Genomic DNA, 14,625 nt, shown 5'->3' on the forward strand with positions numbered 1-14,625 from the left:
GGTGGCCCGCGGTGACCTCTCCCAGAAGGTCGACGTCGACGCGCGCGGCGAGATCCTGGAGCTGAAGAACACCATCAACACGATGGTCGACCAGCTGTCCTCGTTCGCGGAGCAGGTGACGCGGGTGGCCCGCGAGGTGGGCACCGAGGGCCGGCTCGGCGGCCAGGCGCAGGTGCCGGGCGTGGCCGGCGTGTGGCGCGACCTCACCGACTCCGTGAACGGCATGGCGGGCAACCTGACCGCGCAGGTCCGCAACATCGCGCAGGTGGCCACCGCGGTGGCCCGCGGTGACCTCTCCCAGAAGATCGACGTCGACGCGCGCGGCGAGATCCTGGAGCTGAAGAACGTCCTCAACACGATGGTCGACCAGCTCTCCTCGTTCGCGGAGCAGGTGACGCGGGTGGCCCGCGAGGTGGGCACCGAGGGCATCCTGGGCGGCCAGGCCGAGGTGAAGGGCGTGTCGGGCACCTGGAAGGACCTGACGCAGTCCGTCAACTTCATGGCGAACAACCTCACCATGCAGGTCCGCAACATCGCCGAGGTCACCACCGCGGTCGCCCAGGGCGACCTGTCCAAGAAGATCACCGTCGACGCCAAGGGCGAGATCCTCGCCCTGGTCACCACCGTCAACACGATGGTCGACCAGCTCTCCGCGTTCGCCGACGAGGTGACCCGGGTGGCCCGCGAGGTGGGCACCGAGGGCCAGCTGGGCGGCCAGGCGCGGGTGCGGGACGTCTCCGGCATCTGGAAGGACCTGACCGACAACGTCAACCTGATGGCCAACAACCTGACCGGCCAGGTGCGTTCGATCTCCTCCGTCGCCACCGCCGTCGCCAACGGCGACCTCACCAAGAAGATCACCGTCGAGGCGCGCGGCGAGGTCGCCACGCTCGCCGAGACCATCAACACGATGGTCGACACGCTCTCCGCCTTCGGTGACGAGGTGACCCGGGTGGCCCGCGAGGTGGGCACCGACGGCATCCTCGGCGGTCAGGCGCGCGTGCCGGGCGTGTCCGGCTCGTGGAAGGACCTCACCGAGTCGGTGAACAACATGGCCTCCAACCTGACCGGCCAGGTCCGCAACATCGCCATGGTGACCACGGCGGTCGCCCGTGGTGACCTGTCCAAGAAGATCGACGTCGACGCGCACGGCGAGATCCTGGAGCTGAAGACCACCATCAACACGATGGTCGACCAGCTGTCGGCCTTCGGTGACCAGGTGACGCGGGTGGCCCGTGAGGTGGGCACCGAGGGCCGCCTGGGCGGTCAGGCGCGCGTGCCGGGCGTCTCCGGCATCTGGAAGGACCTCACCGAGTCGGTGAACCTGATGGCGAACAACCTGACCCGTCAGGTGCGCAACATCGCCCAGGTGGCCACCGCGGTGACCCGCGGCGACCTCAACATCCGCACGGACGTGGACGCGGCGGGCGAGATCCTGGAACTCCAGGACTACATCAACACCATGATCGTCCGACTCCGCGAGACCACGCTCGCCAACAAGGAGCAGGACTGGCTCAAGGGCAACCTCGCCCGCATCTCCGGTCTGATGCAGGGCCGCCGCGACCTCAACGACGTGGCGGCGCTCATCATGAGCGAACTGACCCCCGTGGTCTCCGCCCAGCACGGCGCCTTCTTCATCGCGGAGGAGCCCTCCGGCGGCGAGGAGATCGACGAGGGCTACGAGCTGCGGCTGAGCGGTTCGTACGGCTTCTCCAAGCGGACGATGCCGACGGTGTTCCTGCCCGGCGAGGGCCTGATCGGCACGGCCGCCGTCGAGAAGCGCTCGATCCTGGTGGAGGACGTACCGCCGGGCTACCTGAGGATCTCCTCCGGTCTCGGCGAGGCGCCGCCGGCCCACGTCATCGTGCTGCCGGTGGTGTTCGAGGACCGGGTGCTCGGTGTGATGGAGCTGGCCTCCTTCCAGCCTCTGACGCAGATCCAGAAGGACTTCCTCGGCCAGATCACCGACATGATCGCGGTCAGCGTGAACACCATCAGCGTGAACACCAAGACCGAGTACCTGCTGGAGCAGTCGCAGGAGCTGACCGAGCAGCTGCGGGAGCGCTCGGCGGAGCTGGAGAACCGGCAGAAGCAGCTGGAGATGTCCAACACGGAGCTGGAGGAGAAGGCGGAGCTGCTGGCCCGCCAGAACCGGGACATCGAGGTGAAGAACACCGAGATTGAGGAGGCCCGGCAGGTCCTGGAGGAGCGCGCCGAGCAGCTGGCCGTCTCGATGCGCTACAAGTCCGAGTTCCTGGCCAACATGTCGCACGAGCTGCGCACCCCGCTCAACTCGCTGCTCATCCTGGCCAAGCTGCTCGCGGACAACGCCGAGGGGAACCTCTCCCCGAAGCAGGTCGAGTTCGCCGAGACGATCCACGGCGCCGGCTCCGACCTGCTGCAGCTCATCAACGACATCCTGGACCTGTCCAAGGTCGAGGCGGGCAAGATGGATGTCAGCCCGACCCGCATCGCCCTGGTCCAGCTGGTCGACTACGTGGAGGCGACCTTCCGCCCGCTGACCGCGGAGAAGGGCCTGGACTTCTCGGTGCGGGTCTCGCCGGAGCTCCCCGCCACGCTCCACACCGACGAGCAGCGGCTGCTGCAGGTGCTGCGCAACCTGCTGTCGAACGCGGTGAAGTTCACCGACAGCGGTTCGGTCGAACTGGTCATCCGCCCGGCCGGTCCCGACGTGCCGCAGGCGATCCGGGAGCAGTTGCTGGAGTCCGGCTCGCTGCGGGGCGCGGACGAGCCGCTGATCGCCTTCTCGGTGACCGACACGGGCATCGGCATCGCGGCGAGCAAGATGCGGGTCATCTTCGAGGCGTTCAAGCAGGCGGACGGCACCACCAGCCGCAAGTACGGCGGTACGGGCCTGGGCCTGTCCATCAGCCGGGAGATCGCCCGGCTGCTCGGCGGTGAGATCCACGCCGACAGCCAGCCCGGCCGGGGCTCGACCTTCACCCTCTACCTGCCGCTCAACACCACCGAACTGCCGCCCCAGGGCTACCCGCAGCTCCCCGGCGGCGAGGCCGCGGAACTGGAGGGAGCGCCGGCCGAGCCGCTGCACGCCCCGGCGCACGGCCACGTGGCGGTGCGCGGCCGGGGCGCGGGCAGCAGCCTGGCCCGGCTTCGCAGGCGTTCGGCGGCGCAGCGGCCCGCGGCGGCCGCCGGACCGGTGGAACGCACCACGCTGCCCGAGTCATGGGTGGAGGGCGCGCACAGCGACGCCTACACCGGCTTCGCGGGCGGGTTCAACGGTGAGAAGGTGCTCATCGTCGACGACGACATCCGCAACGTCTTCGCCCTCACCAGCGTGCTGGAGCAGCACGGACTGACGGTGCTGTACGCCGAGAACGGCCGGGAGGGGATCGAGGTCCTGGAGCAGCACGACGACGTCGCGGTGGTCCTGATGGACATCATGATGCCCGAGATGGACGGTTACGCGACCACGGCCGCGATCCGCAGGATGCCCCAGTTCGCCGGGCTGCCGATCATCGCGCTGACGGCGAAGGCGATGAAGGGCGACCGGGAGAAGAGCATCGAGTCCGGGGCGTCCGACTACGTCGCCAAGCCGGTGGACACCGACCACCTCCTCGCGGTGATGGAGCAGTGGATGCAGTCCAGGTGACGCCGCGTCGGGCGGCTCGTGGGGCGGCTCGTGGGGCGGCTCGTGGGGCACTTCCTCGGGCACGACGTTGGGTGACCGGGCGTTCAACGGACGGTGAACGTCCATGACTCGGCGTGTGTGAAGAGGTGTGAGAGTGCGGGATTCTGGGAACCTTCTGGTCTCCGCTTGCGTTTCTGCTACGTGCGCAGTGACATGGCGGTGACAGGGTGTGGCGGACAGCGGGGTGCGGCTACCATGACCGGCACAAGGACGGGCGGCGCTCAGGAGTCGTCCATGGGGGCGGCGACCGGTGCAGTGCCGGGGCGAGGAGGGCGGGCCATGGTGCAGAAGGCCAAGATCCTCCTGGTCGATGACCGGCCGGAGAATCTGCTGGCGCTGGAGGCCATCCTCTCCGCGCTCGATCAGACCCTGGTGCGGGCATCGTCCGGGGAGGAAGCGCTCAAGGCGCTGCTGACCGACGACTTCGCGGTGATCCTGCTCGACGTCCAGATGCCGGGCATGGACGGGTTCGAGACCGCGGCGCACATCAAGCGGCGCGAGCGCACCCGCGACATCCCGATCATCTTCCTGACGGCCATCAACCACGGGCCGCACCACACCTTCCGCGGCTACGCGGCAGGCGCGGTGGACTACATCTCCAAGCCCTTCGACCCGTGGGTGCTGCGCGCCAAGGTCTCGGTCTTCGTCGAGCTCTACATGAAGAACTGCCAGTTGCGCGAGCAGGCCGCCCTGCTGCGGCTGCAGCTGGAACAGGGCGCCCGCTCCGGCGGCAACGGCGCCAAGGAGCCCGTGGGCCTGCTCGCCGAGCTCTCCGCGCGGCTCGCCGCCGTCGAGGAGCAGGCGGAGGCGCTGTCCAAGCAGCTCGACGAGTCCGCCGACGCGGCGGCGGTGGCCACGGCCGCGCACCTGGAGCGCAAGCTGACCGGGCTGCGCCGCGCGCTGGACGCGCTGGAACCGGGCACGGGCGGCGGCGACAAGAAGATTCCCCCGCAAGAGTGAAGCATGTGCGCCAGTTGATGCAGGGTCATCCTTGGCGCACCAGGGGCACGACACGAATGGCGGTATGCGTGGCCACGCGTGTCGTGCGCGGGGCGGAACGGTAACCTCACCATCATGGCCTCACGTACGTCCGGCACCGCCAAGAAGGCTGCCGCCAAACCTGCGGCCAAGCCCGCGGCGAAGAAGGCCCCCGCGAAGAAGGCGGTGGCCAAGAAGCCGCCTGCCAAGGCGGCGGCGGCCAAACCCGCGTCGAAGCCCGCACCGTCCCCGACCGGGGGCGTGTACAAGCTCGCGCGGGCGGTGTGGCTCGGCCTGGCGCACACCGTGGGCGCCCTCTTCCGCGGCGTGGGGCGCGGCGCGCGCGGGCTCGACCCGGCGCACCGCAAGGACGGCCTGGCGCTGCTGCTGTTCGGTCTCGCGCTGGTCGTGGCCACCGGCACCTGGTCGGACCTGCGCGGCCCGGTGGGCGACCTCGTCGAGATACTGATCACCGGGCTGTTCGGGCGGCTGGACCTGCTCGTGCCGTTCCTCGTCGGCGCCATCGTGTGGCGGCTGATGCGCCATCCGCAGAAGTCCGATGCCAACGGGCGCATCGTCATCGGCCTGACCACCCTCAGCGTCGGCGTGCTGGGCCTGGTGCACATCGGCTGCGGTTCCCCCGGCCGCAGCCAGGGCGCCGACGCCATCCGCGACGCGGGCGGACTGATCGGCTGGGCGGCGTCCGCGCCGCTCGACTACACCGTGGGCGCACCGCTGGCGGTGGCGCTGCTGGCGCTGCTCACCTTCTTCGGGCTGCTGGTCACCACCGCGACCCCGGTCAACGCCATCCCCCGGAGGTTGCGCGAACTCGGCATCCGGCTGGGCCTGGTGGAGGAGCAGGGCACCACCGGCGCCGAGGACGACGCCGTGCCCTTCAGCGACCTGCTGGAGGAGGAGACCGGCCCCCGGGACGGCGGAGAGAAGCCGCGCCGCCGCACCAGGCGCCGCCAGGAGCAGACGGACCTGCCCGATCTCACGCCCGGCGACGGCCTGGACGCGGTCGACCTCGCCTACGGCGTGGCCGCCGACCTCGACGGCGCCCTCACCTACGGCGTGCCCGGCTCCTCGCTCGTCGCGGACCTCGTCAGCCACTCCCTGCCGCCGGCCCGGGAGACCGGTGAGGAAGGCGTCACCGAGGACACCGCGGGCCCCTCCGTGCCCGACCTGACCAAGGCCGCGGCGCCCGAGCAGGGCGCGGCGCTGCCGCCGCGCGCGGAGCAGCTCCAGCTGTCCGGCGACATCACCTACGGCCTGCCGTCCCTGGACCTGCTGGAGCGCGGCGGCCCCGGACGCACCCGCAGCGCCGCCAACGACGCCGTGGTCGAGTCGCTGACGAGCGTCTTCTCGCAGTTCAAGGTCGACGCGCGGGTCACCGGGTTCACCCGCGGACCGACAGTGACCCGCTACGAGGTGGAACTCGGCCAGGCCGTCAAGGTCGAGCGGATCACGGCGCTGGCCAAGAACATCGCGTACGCCGTGGCCAGTCCGGACGTACGGATCATCAGCCCGATCCCCGGCAAGTCGGCGGTCGGCATCGAGATCCCCAACAGCGACCGGGAGATGGTCAACCTCGGCGACGTGCTGCGCTCGGCGGACGCCGCCGGCGAGGAGCACCCGATGACGGTGGGCCTCGGCAAGGACGTCGAGGGCGGCTACGTCATGGCCAACCTCGCGCGCATGCCGCACATCCTCGTCGCCGGCGCCACCGGGTCCGGCAAGTCCTCCTGCATCAACTGCCTGATCACCTCGATCCTGGCGCGTGCCACGCCCGACGAGGTGCGGATGGTGCTGGTCGACCCCAAGCGCGTCGAGCTGACCGCGTACGAGGGCATCCCGCACCTCATCACCCCGATCATCACCAACCCCAAGCGGGCGGCCGAGGCGCTGCAATGGGTCGTGCGCGAGATGGACCTGCGCTACGACGACCTGGCCGCATACGGTTTCCGGCACATCGACGACTTCAACGCGGCGGTGCGCAGCGGCAAGGCGAAGCCGCCGGAGGGCAGCGAACGGGAGCTGGCGCCGTACCCCTACCTGCTGGTGATCGTGGACGAGCTCGCCGACCTGATGATGGTCGCGCCGCGGGACGTGGAGGACGCGATCGTCCGCATCACCCAGCTCGCCCGGGCCGCCGGCATCCACCTGGTGCTGGCCACCCAGCGGCCCAGCGTCGACGTCGTGACGGGTCTCATCAAGGCCAACGTGCCCTCCCGGCTGGCCTTCGCGACCTCTTCCCTCGCCGACAGCCGGGTCATCCTCGACCAGGCCGGCGCCGAGAAGCTGATCGGCAAGGGTGACGGCCTGTTCCTTCCGATGGGCGCGAACAAGCCGGTCCGCATGCAGGGCGCCTTCGTCACGGAAGAGGAGATCCACGCCCTCGTCGCCCACTGCAAGGCGCAGTTGACGCCCGCCTACCGTGATGACGTGGTCGTCGGCACGGGACCGAAGAAGGAGATCGACGAGGAGATCGGCGACGACCTGGACCTGTTGTGCCAGGCCGCGGAACTGGTCGTCTCCACGCAATTCGGCTCGACTTCGATGCTTCAGCGCAAATTGCGTGTCGGATTCGCGAAAGCGGGCAGGCTCATGGACCTGATGGAATCGCGCGGAATCGTCGGCCCCAGCGAGGGGTCGAAGGCGCGTGACGTACTGGTCAAGCCGGACGAGATGGACGGAGTGCTCGCCGTGCTCCGCGGCGAAGCCGGATCGTAGCCATTCCGTGGCTCACTCGTAAGTGGGCCGGGCGCAACCGTTGCTCCTGCCCGCACGTCAAGTTAATGCAGGGGGAAGGCGTATGGCCGACTGTCATCGGCGCCGCGAAAGACGGCAATCCTGATGGCGGACAAACAACGCCCGCCCGCTTGCCCGTCCTTTTGCACACCCCCCTAGACTGAGTCTCCAGCAGGTGGCTACACGCTCGAAAGGCGCCCCCGTGTCCATCGGCAACCCGCCCCCCGACGACCGGATCCCGGTCGGTCGTGCCCTCGCCCAGGCCCGCGTCGCCGCGGGTCTGACCGTCGACGAGGTCAGTACCACAACGCGTGTGCGCGCGCCCATCGTGCACGCGATCGAGCAGGACGATTTCTCCCGCTGCGGCGGCGACGTGTACGCCCGCGGTCACATCCGGGCGATCGCCCGCGCCGTGGGCCTCGATCCCGAGGCCCTGATCGAGCAGTTCTCGGCGGAGCACGGCAGTGCCCCCGCCCCGACCCCCGTGGCGCCGCTCTACGAGGCGGAGCGGATGCGGTCCGAGCCGCGCCGCCCCAACTGGACCGCCGCCATGGTGGCGGCGATCGTCGCCGTCGTCGGCTTCGTCGGGTTCACCCTCTTCAGCGGTGGCGACGGCGGCGGCAAGCAGCCGGTGGCCGGCAAGCCGAGTGCGGCGAGCCCGGCGGCCAAGCCGTCCGGCAACCCCACGAGCACCGCGCCGAGGCCCGAGGAGTCCGACAGCGCGATCGCCGCCGCACCGGCCGACAAGGTCACCGTCAAACTCACCGCCCCGGACGCCAAGAGCTGGATCCAGGCGGTGGACAGCAACGGAAGGCAGCTCTTCCAGGGCAGCCTGGAGCCGGGCGACTCCAAGACCTTCACCGACAAGAGCAAGATCAACCTCATCATCGGCAACGCGGGCGCGGTCAACCTCTTCGTCAACGGCAAGGACCTCGGCCCCGCCGGCGACCCCGGTCAGGTCCAGCGCCTCACCTTCACCCCCGGCGACCCGGAAGCGGGGTGACGTCCGGTTCCACGGGCGCGCACCGACACGGCGGCGCCCGGCGCGGGACACCCGTCCCGGCGCCGGGCGCCGCTGTGCGTCGGAGCCCCGTCAGGGACAAAGTAGGCTGAGCCTATGTCCGAACCCCGTACCGTCGCTCTTGTCACGCTCGGCTGCGCCCGTAACGAGGTGGATTCCGAGGAGCTCGCCGGCCGGCTGGCGGCGGACGGGTGGCAGCTCGTCGAGGACGCCGCCGCCGCCGACGTGGCCGTCGTGAACACCTGTGGCTTCGTAGAGGCCGCCAAGAAGGACTCCGTCGACGCCCTGCTGGAGGCCAACGACCTCAAGGGCCAAGGCCGCACCCAGGCCGTCGTCGCGGTCGGCTGCATGGCCGAGCGCTACGGCAAGGAGCTGGCCGAGGCCCTGCCCGAGGCGGACGGCGTGCTCGGCTTCGACGACTACGCGAACATCTCCGACCGGCTGCAGACGATCCTCTCCGGCGGCGTCCACGCCTCGCACACCCCGCGGGACCGCCGCAAGCTGCTGCCGATCAGCCCGGCCGACCGGCAGGCGGCGGGCGAGGTGGCGCTGCCCGGTCACGCACAGGCCGCCGAGGTGCCCGCCCCCGCCCCCGAGGACCTGCCCGAGGGCGTCGCACCCGCCTCCGGCCCGCGCGCCCCGCTCCGCCGCCGTCTGGACAGCAGCCCGGTCGCCTCGGTGAAGCTGGCCTCCGGCTGCGACCGCCGGTGCTCCTTCTGCGCCATCCCGTCCTTCCGGGGTTCGTTCATCTCCCGCCGTCCCTCGGACGTGCTCGGCGAGACGCGCTGGCTGGCCGAGCAGGGCGTCAAGGAGGTCATGCTGGTCAGCGAGAACAACACCTCGTACGGCAAGGACCTCGGCGACATCCGGCTGCTGGAGACGCTGCTGCCGGAGCTGGCCGCCGTCGACGGCATCGAGCGGATCCGGGTCAGCTACCTGCAGCCCGCCGAGATGCGCCCGGGCCTGATCGACGTGCTGACCTCGACGCCTAAGGTCGCGCCGTACTTCGACCTGTCCTTCCAGCACTCCGCCCCCGGGGTGCTGCGCGCGATGCGCCGCTTCGGCGACACCGAGCGCTTCCTGGAGCTGCTGGACACCATCCGCTCCAAGGCGCCGGAGGCCGGGGTCCGCTCCAACTTCATCGTCGGCTTCCCGGGCGAGTCGGAGGCGGACCTGGAGGAGCTGGAGCGCTTCCTGGGCGCCGCCCGGCTGGACGCCATCGGCGTCTTCGGCTACTCCGACGAGGAGGGCACGGAGGCGGCCGGCTACGAGGACAAACTCGACGAGGACGTGGTCGCCGAGCGGCTGGCGCGGGTGTCCCGGCTGGCCGAGGAGCTGACCGCGCAGCGTGCCGAGGAGCGGCTGGGCTCGACGGTGCACGTGCTGGTCGAGTCCGTCGACGAGGAGGAGGGGGCGGTCGGCCGCGGTGCCCACCAGGCGCCGGAGACCGACGGCCAGGTCGTCCTGACCTCCCACGCGGGCCTGGTGCCCGGAACGTTCGTGGCGGCGAAGGTGGTGGACACCGAAGGCGTCGACCTCGTCGCGGAGCCGCTCGGCACGACGGAGGAGGCCCACAGATGACGGGAGTCCCGGCGTCCGCCGCCGGCGACCACCGGTCCGTTCCCGCCGTCCCGGCGGCCGCGGTCCGGCGGCCTTCGCTGTGGAACATCGCCAACGTCCTGACGATGGTGCGGCTCCTGCTGGTGCCGGGCTTCGTCGTGCTGCTCGTGCACGACGACGGCCACGACCCGGCGTGGCGCTCCTTCGCGTGGGCGGCGTTCGCCGTCGCGATGATCACCGACCTCTTCGACGGCGAGCTGGCCCGGCGCTACGGGCTGGTCACCGACTTCGGCAAGATCGCCGACCCGATCGCCGACAAGGCGATCATGGGCGCCGCGCTGATCGGGCTCTCCGCCCTCGGCGACCTGCCCTGGTGGGTCACCGCGGTGATCCTCTTCCGTGAGCTGGGCATCACGCTGATGCGGTTCTGGGTGATCCGCTGGGGCGTCATCCCGGCCAGCCGCGGCGGCAAGCTGAAGACGCTCACCCAGGGCGTCGCCGTCGGCATGTACATCCTGGTCCTCACCGGGCCGCTGGCGACGTTGCGGGCGGTGCTGATGGGCGCCGCGGTGGTGCTCACGGTCGTGACGGGTCTGGACTACGTGCGCCAGGCGGTCGTCATGCGCCGGGCCGGGCTCGCCGCGCAGCGCACGGCCGCCGTGCGCCAGGCGCGCGAGGGGGCGGACGAGCCGGAGGGGGAGCTCCCGGAGCTCGCCGAGGACGTTCCGCCGGCGTTCCCGGAGGAGCAGGGACAGGGCGCGTGAACGCCGCCGCCGAGGTCCTGGGACTGCTGGAGGCACGGCAGCAGTGGCTGGCCGTCGCCGAGTCCCTGACCGGCGGCCTGGTGGCGGCGGAGCTGACCTCGGTACCGGGCGCGTCCAGGTCCTTCCGCGGCTCGGTGACCGCGTACGCCACCGAACTGAAGCGGGACCTGCTGGGCGTGGACGGCACGCTGCTGGCCGAACGCGGGGCCGTCGACCCCGACGTCGCGCGGGGGATGGCGGAGGGCGTGCGGCGCGTGCTGCGCGCCGACTGGGGGCTGGCCACCACCGGTGTCGCCGGCCCCGACCCGCAGGACGGACAGCCCGTCGGCACGGTCTACGTGGCGGTCGCCGGGCCGACCGGCGCGTGGTGCGAGAGACTGCAATTGAACGGCGACCGTGCCGAGATCCGTACCACCACCGTGAACGCCGTTCTGACCCTCTTGCAGCAGACGCTTCTGACGGGCCGGGGAACACCCGACGAATCCCCGACGGCGAAGGGTAGGGAAGAGAGCGGGGGGAAGGGATGTTTGCAGCCCTGAGTGAACACGTCATCGCTCCCCGCACGGCCGGTGTCGGAGGCGGTACGGTGGGGCAAGAAGGTTGCGAATTCGCGGTCCGAGGAGGGAGCCACCGATGATTCTGCTCCGTCGCCTGCTCGGTGACGTGCTGCGTCGGCAGCGCCAGCGTCAGGGCCGCACCCTGCGTGAGGTCTCCTCATCCGCCCGGGTCTCCCTGGGCTATCTGTCGGAGGTCGAACGAGGGCAGAAGGAGGCTTCCTCCGAACTGCTCTCCGCGATCTGTGACGCCTTGGACGTCCCGATGTCCGAGGTGATGCGGGAGGTCAGCGACGATCTGGCGCTTGCCGAACTCGCCGAGTCGGCTGCTGTCGAGTCGGCAGCCGCGCCTATGCGGCCGCTGCTGGGCGCGGTTCCGTCCGTACCGTCAGGTCCGGACGAGCGGGTCACCATCAAGGCGCCGAAGGCGCCCACCGAGGCCGTGGACGTCGTCGCGGCCTGAGCGACACCAAGCAGTTCCGAACCGTGGCCCCGGCCGGTGGACAACCGGCCGGGGCTTCGGCGTGTCCGCGTTTGGTCCGCGGATCCGGGGAAGGCGCCCCTGTGGCGGGTCCGCTCCGGAGGTGGTCCCGCGACGCCAGGCACTTCCCGAGGAGGGAGCAGCATGACCGTCGTGAAGAGCACGCTGCCCGAGGCCGACCGCAAGATCGTGGGCGAGGCCCTGCAGCACACCCTCAGCGACCTCATCGACCTGTCGCTCGTCGCCAAGCAGGTGCACTGGAACGTGGTCGGGGCGCGGTTCCGGTCGGTCCACCTCCAGCTCGACGAGGTGGTGACCACCGCGCGGACCTACGCCGACACCGTCGCCGAACGCGCGGCCGCGATCGGGGTGACGCCGGACGGGCGCGCCGGGACGGTGTCCAAGAGCAGCAGGATCGACGAGGTGCCGGACGGCTGGATCAAGGACGAGAAGGTGGTCGCGATCATGATCGCGGCGCTGGACGCCGTGATCAGGCGGGTGCGCGAGGGGATCGGGACGACCGAGAAGCCCGACCCGGTGAGCCAGGACATCCTGATCGGCCTCGCCGCCGAGCTCGAGAAGCACCACTGGATGTTCCAGGCGGAGAACGTCTAGGCCCGTCCGGGCCGGCGGAGAGTGCCGACCGGACGGGCGGAACGTCGGCGGTCGCCCCGGGGCGCGGTCGCCGTGGGTTGCCCTCGGGCCGGAGAATGTCGCAGGTAGTAGCCGTACATGTCCTCCTTCCGGGTGAACGTTGTGCGGGGTGGGGCGGCTGAGGTCTAGAGATCTTGCCGGAAGGGGATCGCACCTGTGTACGGGGAAAGCCCGGGACCGGGTCCCTGGTGATTCCCGCCGCAACCTCGGGGCTCCGAAGGAGGCGGCCATGCATGTTCTCCGCCTGTTTCACGAGCTGTGGGCCCGGCGGCCGGTCCGCTGGGCGATCGCTTTCGTCGCGGGTGTGGTGTGGTGGTGGGCCCTGCTGAGGCTCATCGTCCAGCCCGCGCAGGCAGGCTCCTTCGAGGGCCTGGTCGTCGCCGGTGGCTGGGGGCTCAGCATCGTCCCCCTGCACACGGCGAGGTGGTCACGGGGATCATCATCCGCCGCCCGGGCGGCCGTCCGTGAGATTGGGGACCCGGCAGCGGGAGGGCTGCCGGGAAGAGTCCCGGGACCCCGAAGTCAGTCACTACCAGGGCATGACGACGCCCCCGTTGGGGCGCAGGATCTGGCCCGTCGTGAAGGCTGAGGCGTCGGAGGCCAGGAACAGCACGGTGTGCGCCACGTCCATGGGGTCGCCGACGCGGCCCAGGGGCGCGGCGCGCACCAGCGCCTCCTCGGCGCGGGCCTGGGCGCGCTCGTCGAAGCGGCCGTCGGGGCCGGTGCCGTAGTGGCTCGTCATCGGTGTGCGGACGAAGCCGGGCGCCACGGCGTTGGCCCGCACCCCGCGCGGCCCCAGCTCCGTGGCCAGGGTCCGGGTCAGCTGGACGACCGCGGCCTTGGAGACGCTGTAGCAGAGCAGCCCGCGCGCACCGGTGTCGATGGCGCCGGAGGCCATGGTGACGATGCTGCCGGAACCGCGATCCGCCATCGGGCGGGCCGCCTCGCGGGCGCAGTGCAGCACCCCCTTGAAGTTCACGGACAGCACCCGGTCCAGGTCGGCGTCGTCGGTGTCGAGGACGGTGCCGGAGTGCATGACGCCGGCGATGGCCGCCAGCACGTCCAGCCGCCCGTGGGCGGCCACGGTGGCCGCGACGGCGTCCGCCACCTGCGCGCGGTCGGTGACGTCCACGGCGTGGGCCTCCGCCGCGCCGCCGGCCTTCACCGCGAGTTCGGCGGTGTGCCGGGCGCCGGGCCCGTCCACGTCCGCGCAGACGACGGTGGCCCCGGCCTGGGCGAGCAGCAGCGCCGAGGCCCGGCCGATGCCGCTCGCGGCACCGGTGACCAGGGCGGTGCGCCCGGTGAGGTCGTACGCCGGTACGGTCATGCGCCGACGGTACGACCGGATCTGACGGTCCGTCAATCAATGTGACCGCGCGGGGACGCGGACGTGGGCGCCGGAGCGGGGCCGCGCTGGCAGCGCGGGCACCAGTACGTCACCCGGGTCTGGCCGGGCGGCCCCAGTTCGGCGACGCGGACAGCCGTCCCGCAGCGCAGGCAGTCGTGCCGGCCGCGGCCGTACACCCAGTGCGTCCGGCCGCGCCGGGTGTCGCCGGTGGTGATGTGACCGTGCCGGGTCTTGTTGGCCTGCAGCAGCCTCCTGGCGAGCGCGACGACCTGTTCGGGCTCGGGGACCTCGCCGACCGGCATCCAGGGCGTGACACCGCGCAGGAAGCAGAGCTCGCACTTGTAGACGTTGCCTATGCCGGCGAGATTGCGCTGGTCCAGCAGCGCGTCCCCGACCGGCCGTGCCGGGTCCGCGGTCAGCCGGCGCACCGCCTCCTGCGGATCCCAGTCCGGGCCCAGCAGATCGGGGCCGAGATGGCCCACGGCCCGGTCCTCCTCAGCGGTGCGCAGCAGTTCCAGCACGGGCAGCCGGTAACCGACTGCGACCCGCTCGGCATTGGCGAGGACCGCCCGGACCTGGTGGTCGGGGCCGCCCCGCCAGCGCTCGCCGGGTGCGTACAACTGCCAGGAACCGTCCATGCGCAGGTGCGAGTGGAGGGTCAGCCCGCCCTCGACCCGGATCAGCAGGTGCTTGCCCCGGGCCACGACCTCCTCCACGTGGCGGCCCGACAGGTCGGTCGTCGCCAGGCGCGGGACGCGCAGGTCCGCGCGGAGCAGCACGTGCCCCGCGAGCGCCCAGTGCAGCCGGTGCGCGGCCAGCCAGATCGTGTCGCCCTCGGGCACGG

At 71.3% G+C, this 14,625-nt stretch carries 11 protein-coding genes; 9 read left to right on the forward strand and 2 right to left on the reverse strand.

The genetic code is table 11. The annotated features are described in order from the left end of the window. From ACFW3D_RS17145 to ACFW3D_RS17185, 9 genes are all read left to right on the forward strand, one after another. Window positions 1–3,631: HAMP domain-containing protein (locus ACFW3D_RS17145; RefSeq protein WP_500504945.1), on the forward strand; the 3,631-nt coding region annotated here is incomplete at its 5' end. 318 nt (window positions 3,632–3,949) lie between these two features. Next, window positions 3,950–4,630, forward strand: a complete 681-nt coding sequence (locus tag ACFW3D_RS17150; RefSeq protein WP_499601980.1) for a response regulator — start codon at window positions 3,950–3,952, stop codon at window positions 4,628–4,630. A 114-nt stretch (window positions 4,631–4,744) separates the two neighbouring features. Next, the gene (locus ACFW3D_RS17155; RefSeq protein ID WP_500504946.1) at window positions 4,745–7,381 is read left to right on the forward strand and encodes a DNA translocase FtsK; all 2,637 of its coding nucleotides are present in this window, start codon (window positions 4,745–4,747) and stop codon (window positions 7,379–7,381) included. A gap of 220 nt (window positions 7,382–7,601) precedes the next feature. Continuing rightward, complete coding sequence (locus tag ACFW3D_RS17160) at window positions 7,602–8,402, forward strand: helix-turn-helix domain-containing protein (protein ID WP_500504947.1); 801 nt, start codon at window positions 7,602–7,604, stop codon at window positions 8,400–8,402. A 114-nt stretch (window positions 8,403–8,516) separates the two neighbouring features. Then, entirely contained in the window at window positions 8,517–10,001 is a 1,485-nt protein-coding gene (gene rimO / locus ACFW3D_RS17165) for a 30S ribosomal protein S12 methylthiotransferase RimO (RefSeq protein WP_500504948.1), read from the forward strand. Then, the gene (gene pgsA / locus ACFW3D_RS17170; protein WP_500504949.1) at window positions 9,998–10,744 is read left to right on the forward strand and encodes a CDP-diacylglycerol--glycerol-3-phosphate 3-phosphatidyltransferase; all 747 of its coding nucleotides are present in this window, start codon (window positions 9,998–10,000) and stop codon (window positions 10,742–10,744) included. The genes rimO and pgsA overlap by 4 nt, the downstream gene beginning before the upstream one ends. Further along, entirely contained in the window at window positions 10,741–11,283 is a 543-nt protein-coding gene (locus tag ACFW3D_RS17175) for a CinA family protein (protein ID WP_500504950.1), read from the forward strand. Before pgsA ends, ACFW3D_RS17175 begins: the two co-directional genes overlap by 4 nt. A 94-nt stretch (window positions 11,284–11,377) precedes the next feature. Beyond that, window positions 11,378–11,761: a helix-turn-helix domain-containing protein gene (locus tag ACFW3D_RS17180; protein WP_089228334.1), complete on the forward strand. Its 384-nt coding sequence runs from the start codon at window positions 11,378–11,380 to the stop codon at window positions 11,759–11,761. Window positions 11,762–11,923: 162 nt separating this feature from the next. Further along, window positions 11,924–12,394, forward strand: a complete 471-nt coding sequence (locus ACFW3D_RS17185) for a Dps family protein (protein WP_500504951.1) — start codon at window positions 11,924–11,926, stop codon at window positions 12,392–12,394. Between the two features lie 568 nt (window positions 12,395–12,962). Here ACFW3D_RS17185 and ACFW3D_RS17190 read toward each other — a convergent pair. Together ACFW3D_RS17190 and ACFW3D_RS17195 are read right to left on the reverse strand one after the other, a co-directional pair. Continuing rightward, complete coding sequence (locus tag ACFW3D_RS17190; RefSeq protein ID WP_500504952.1) at window positions 12,963–13,760, reverse strand: SDR family NAD(P)-dependent oxidoreductase; 798 nt, start codon at window positions 13,758–13,760, stop codon at window positions 12,963–12,965. A gap of 32 nt (window positions 13,761–13,792) precedes the next feature. Next, complete coding sequence (locus ACFW3D_RS17195; protein WP_500504953.1) at window positions 13,793–14,623, reverse strand: DNA-formamidopyrimidine glycosylase family protein; 831 nt, start codon at window positions 14,621–14,623, stop codon at window positions 13,793–13,795. Between the last annotated feature and the right edge of the window lie 2 nt (window positions 14,624–14,625).

The sequence above is a fragment of the Streptomyces sp. NPDC058864 genome, from assembly GCF_042742985.1.
Lineage (GTDB): Bacteria > Actinomycetota > Actinomycetes > Streptomycetales > Streptomycetaceae > Actinacidiphila.

Coding starts and splice junctions, on each gene's coding strand:
- ACFW3D_RS17150 (WP_499601980.1), top strand. CDS start 3,950: ATGGTGCAGAAGGCCAAGATCCTCCTGGTCGATGACCGGCCGGAGAAT.
- ACFW3D_RS17155 (WP_500504946.1), top strand. CDS start 4,745: ATGGCCTCACGTACGTCCGGCACCGCCAAGAAGGCTGCCGCCAAACCT.
- rimO (WP_500504948.1), top strand. CDS start 8,517: ATGTCCGAACCCCGTACCGTCGCTCTTGTCACGCTCGGCTGCGCCCGT.
- pgsA (WP_500504949.1), top strand. CDS start 9,998: ATGACGGGAGTCCCGGCGTCCGCCGCCGGCGACCACCGGTCCGTTCCC.
- ACFW3D_RS17180 (WP_089228334.1), top strand. CDS start 11,378: ATGATTCTGCTCCGTCGCCTGCTCGGTGACGTGCTGCGTCGGCAGCGC.
- ACFW3D_RS17185 (WP_500504951.1), top strand. CDS start 11,924: ATGACCGTCGTGAAGAGCACGCTGCCCGAGGCCGACCGCAAGATCGTG.
- ACFW3D_RS17190 (WP_500504952.1), bottom strand. CDS start 13,760: ATGACCGTACCGGCGTACGACCTCACCGGGCGCACCGCCCTGGTCACC.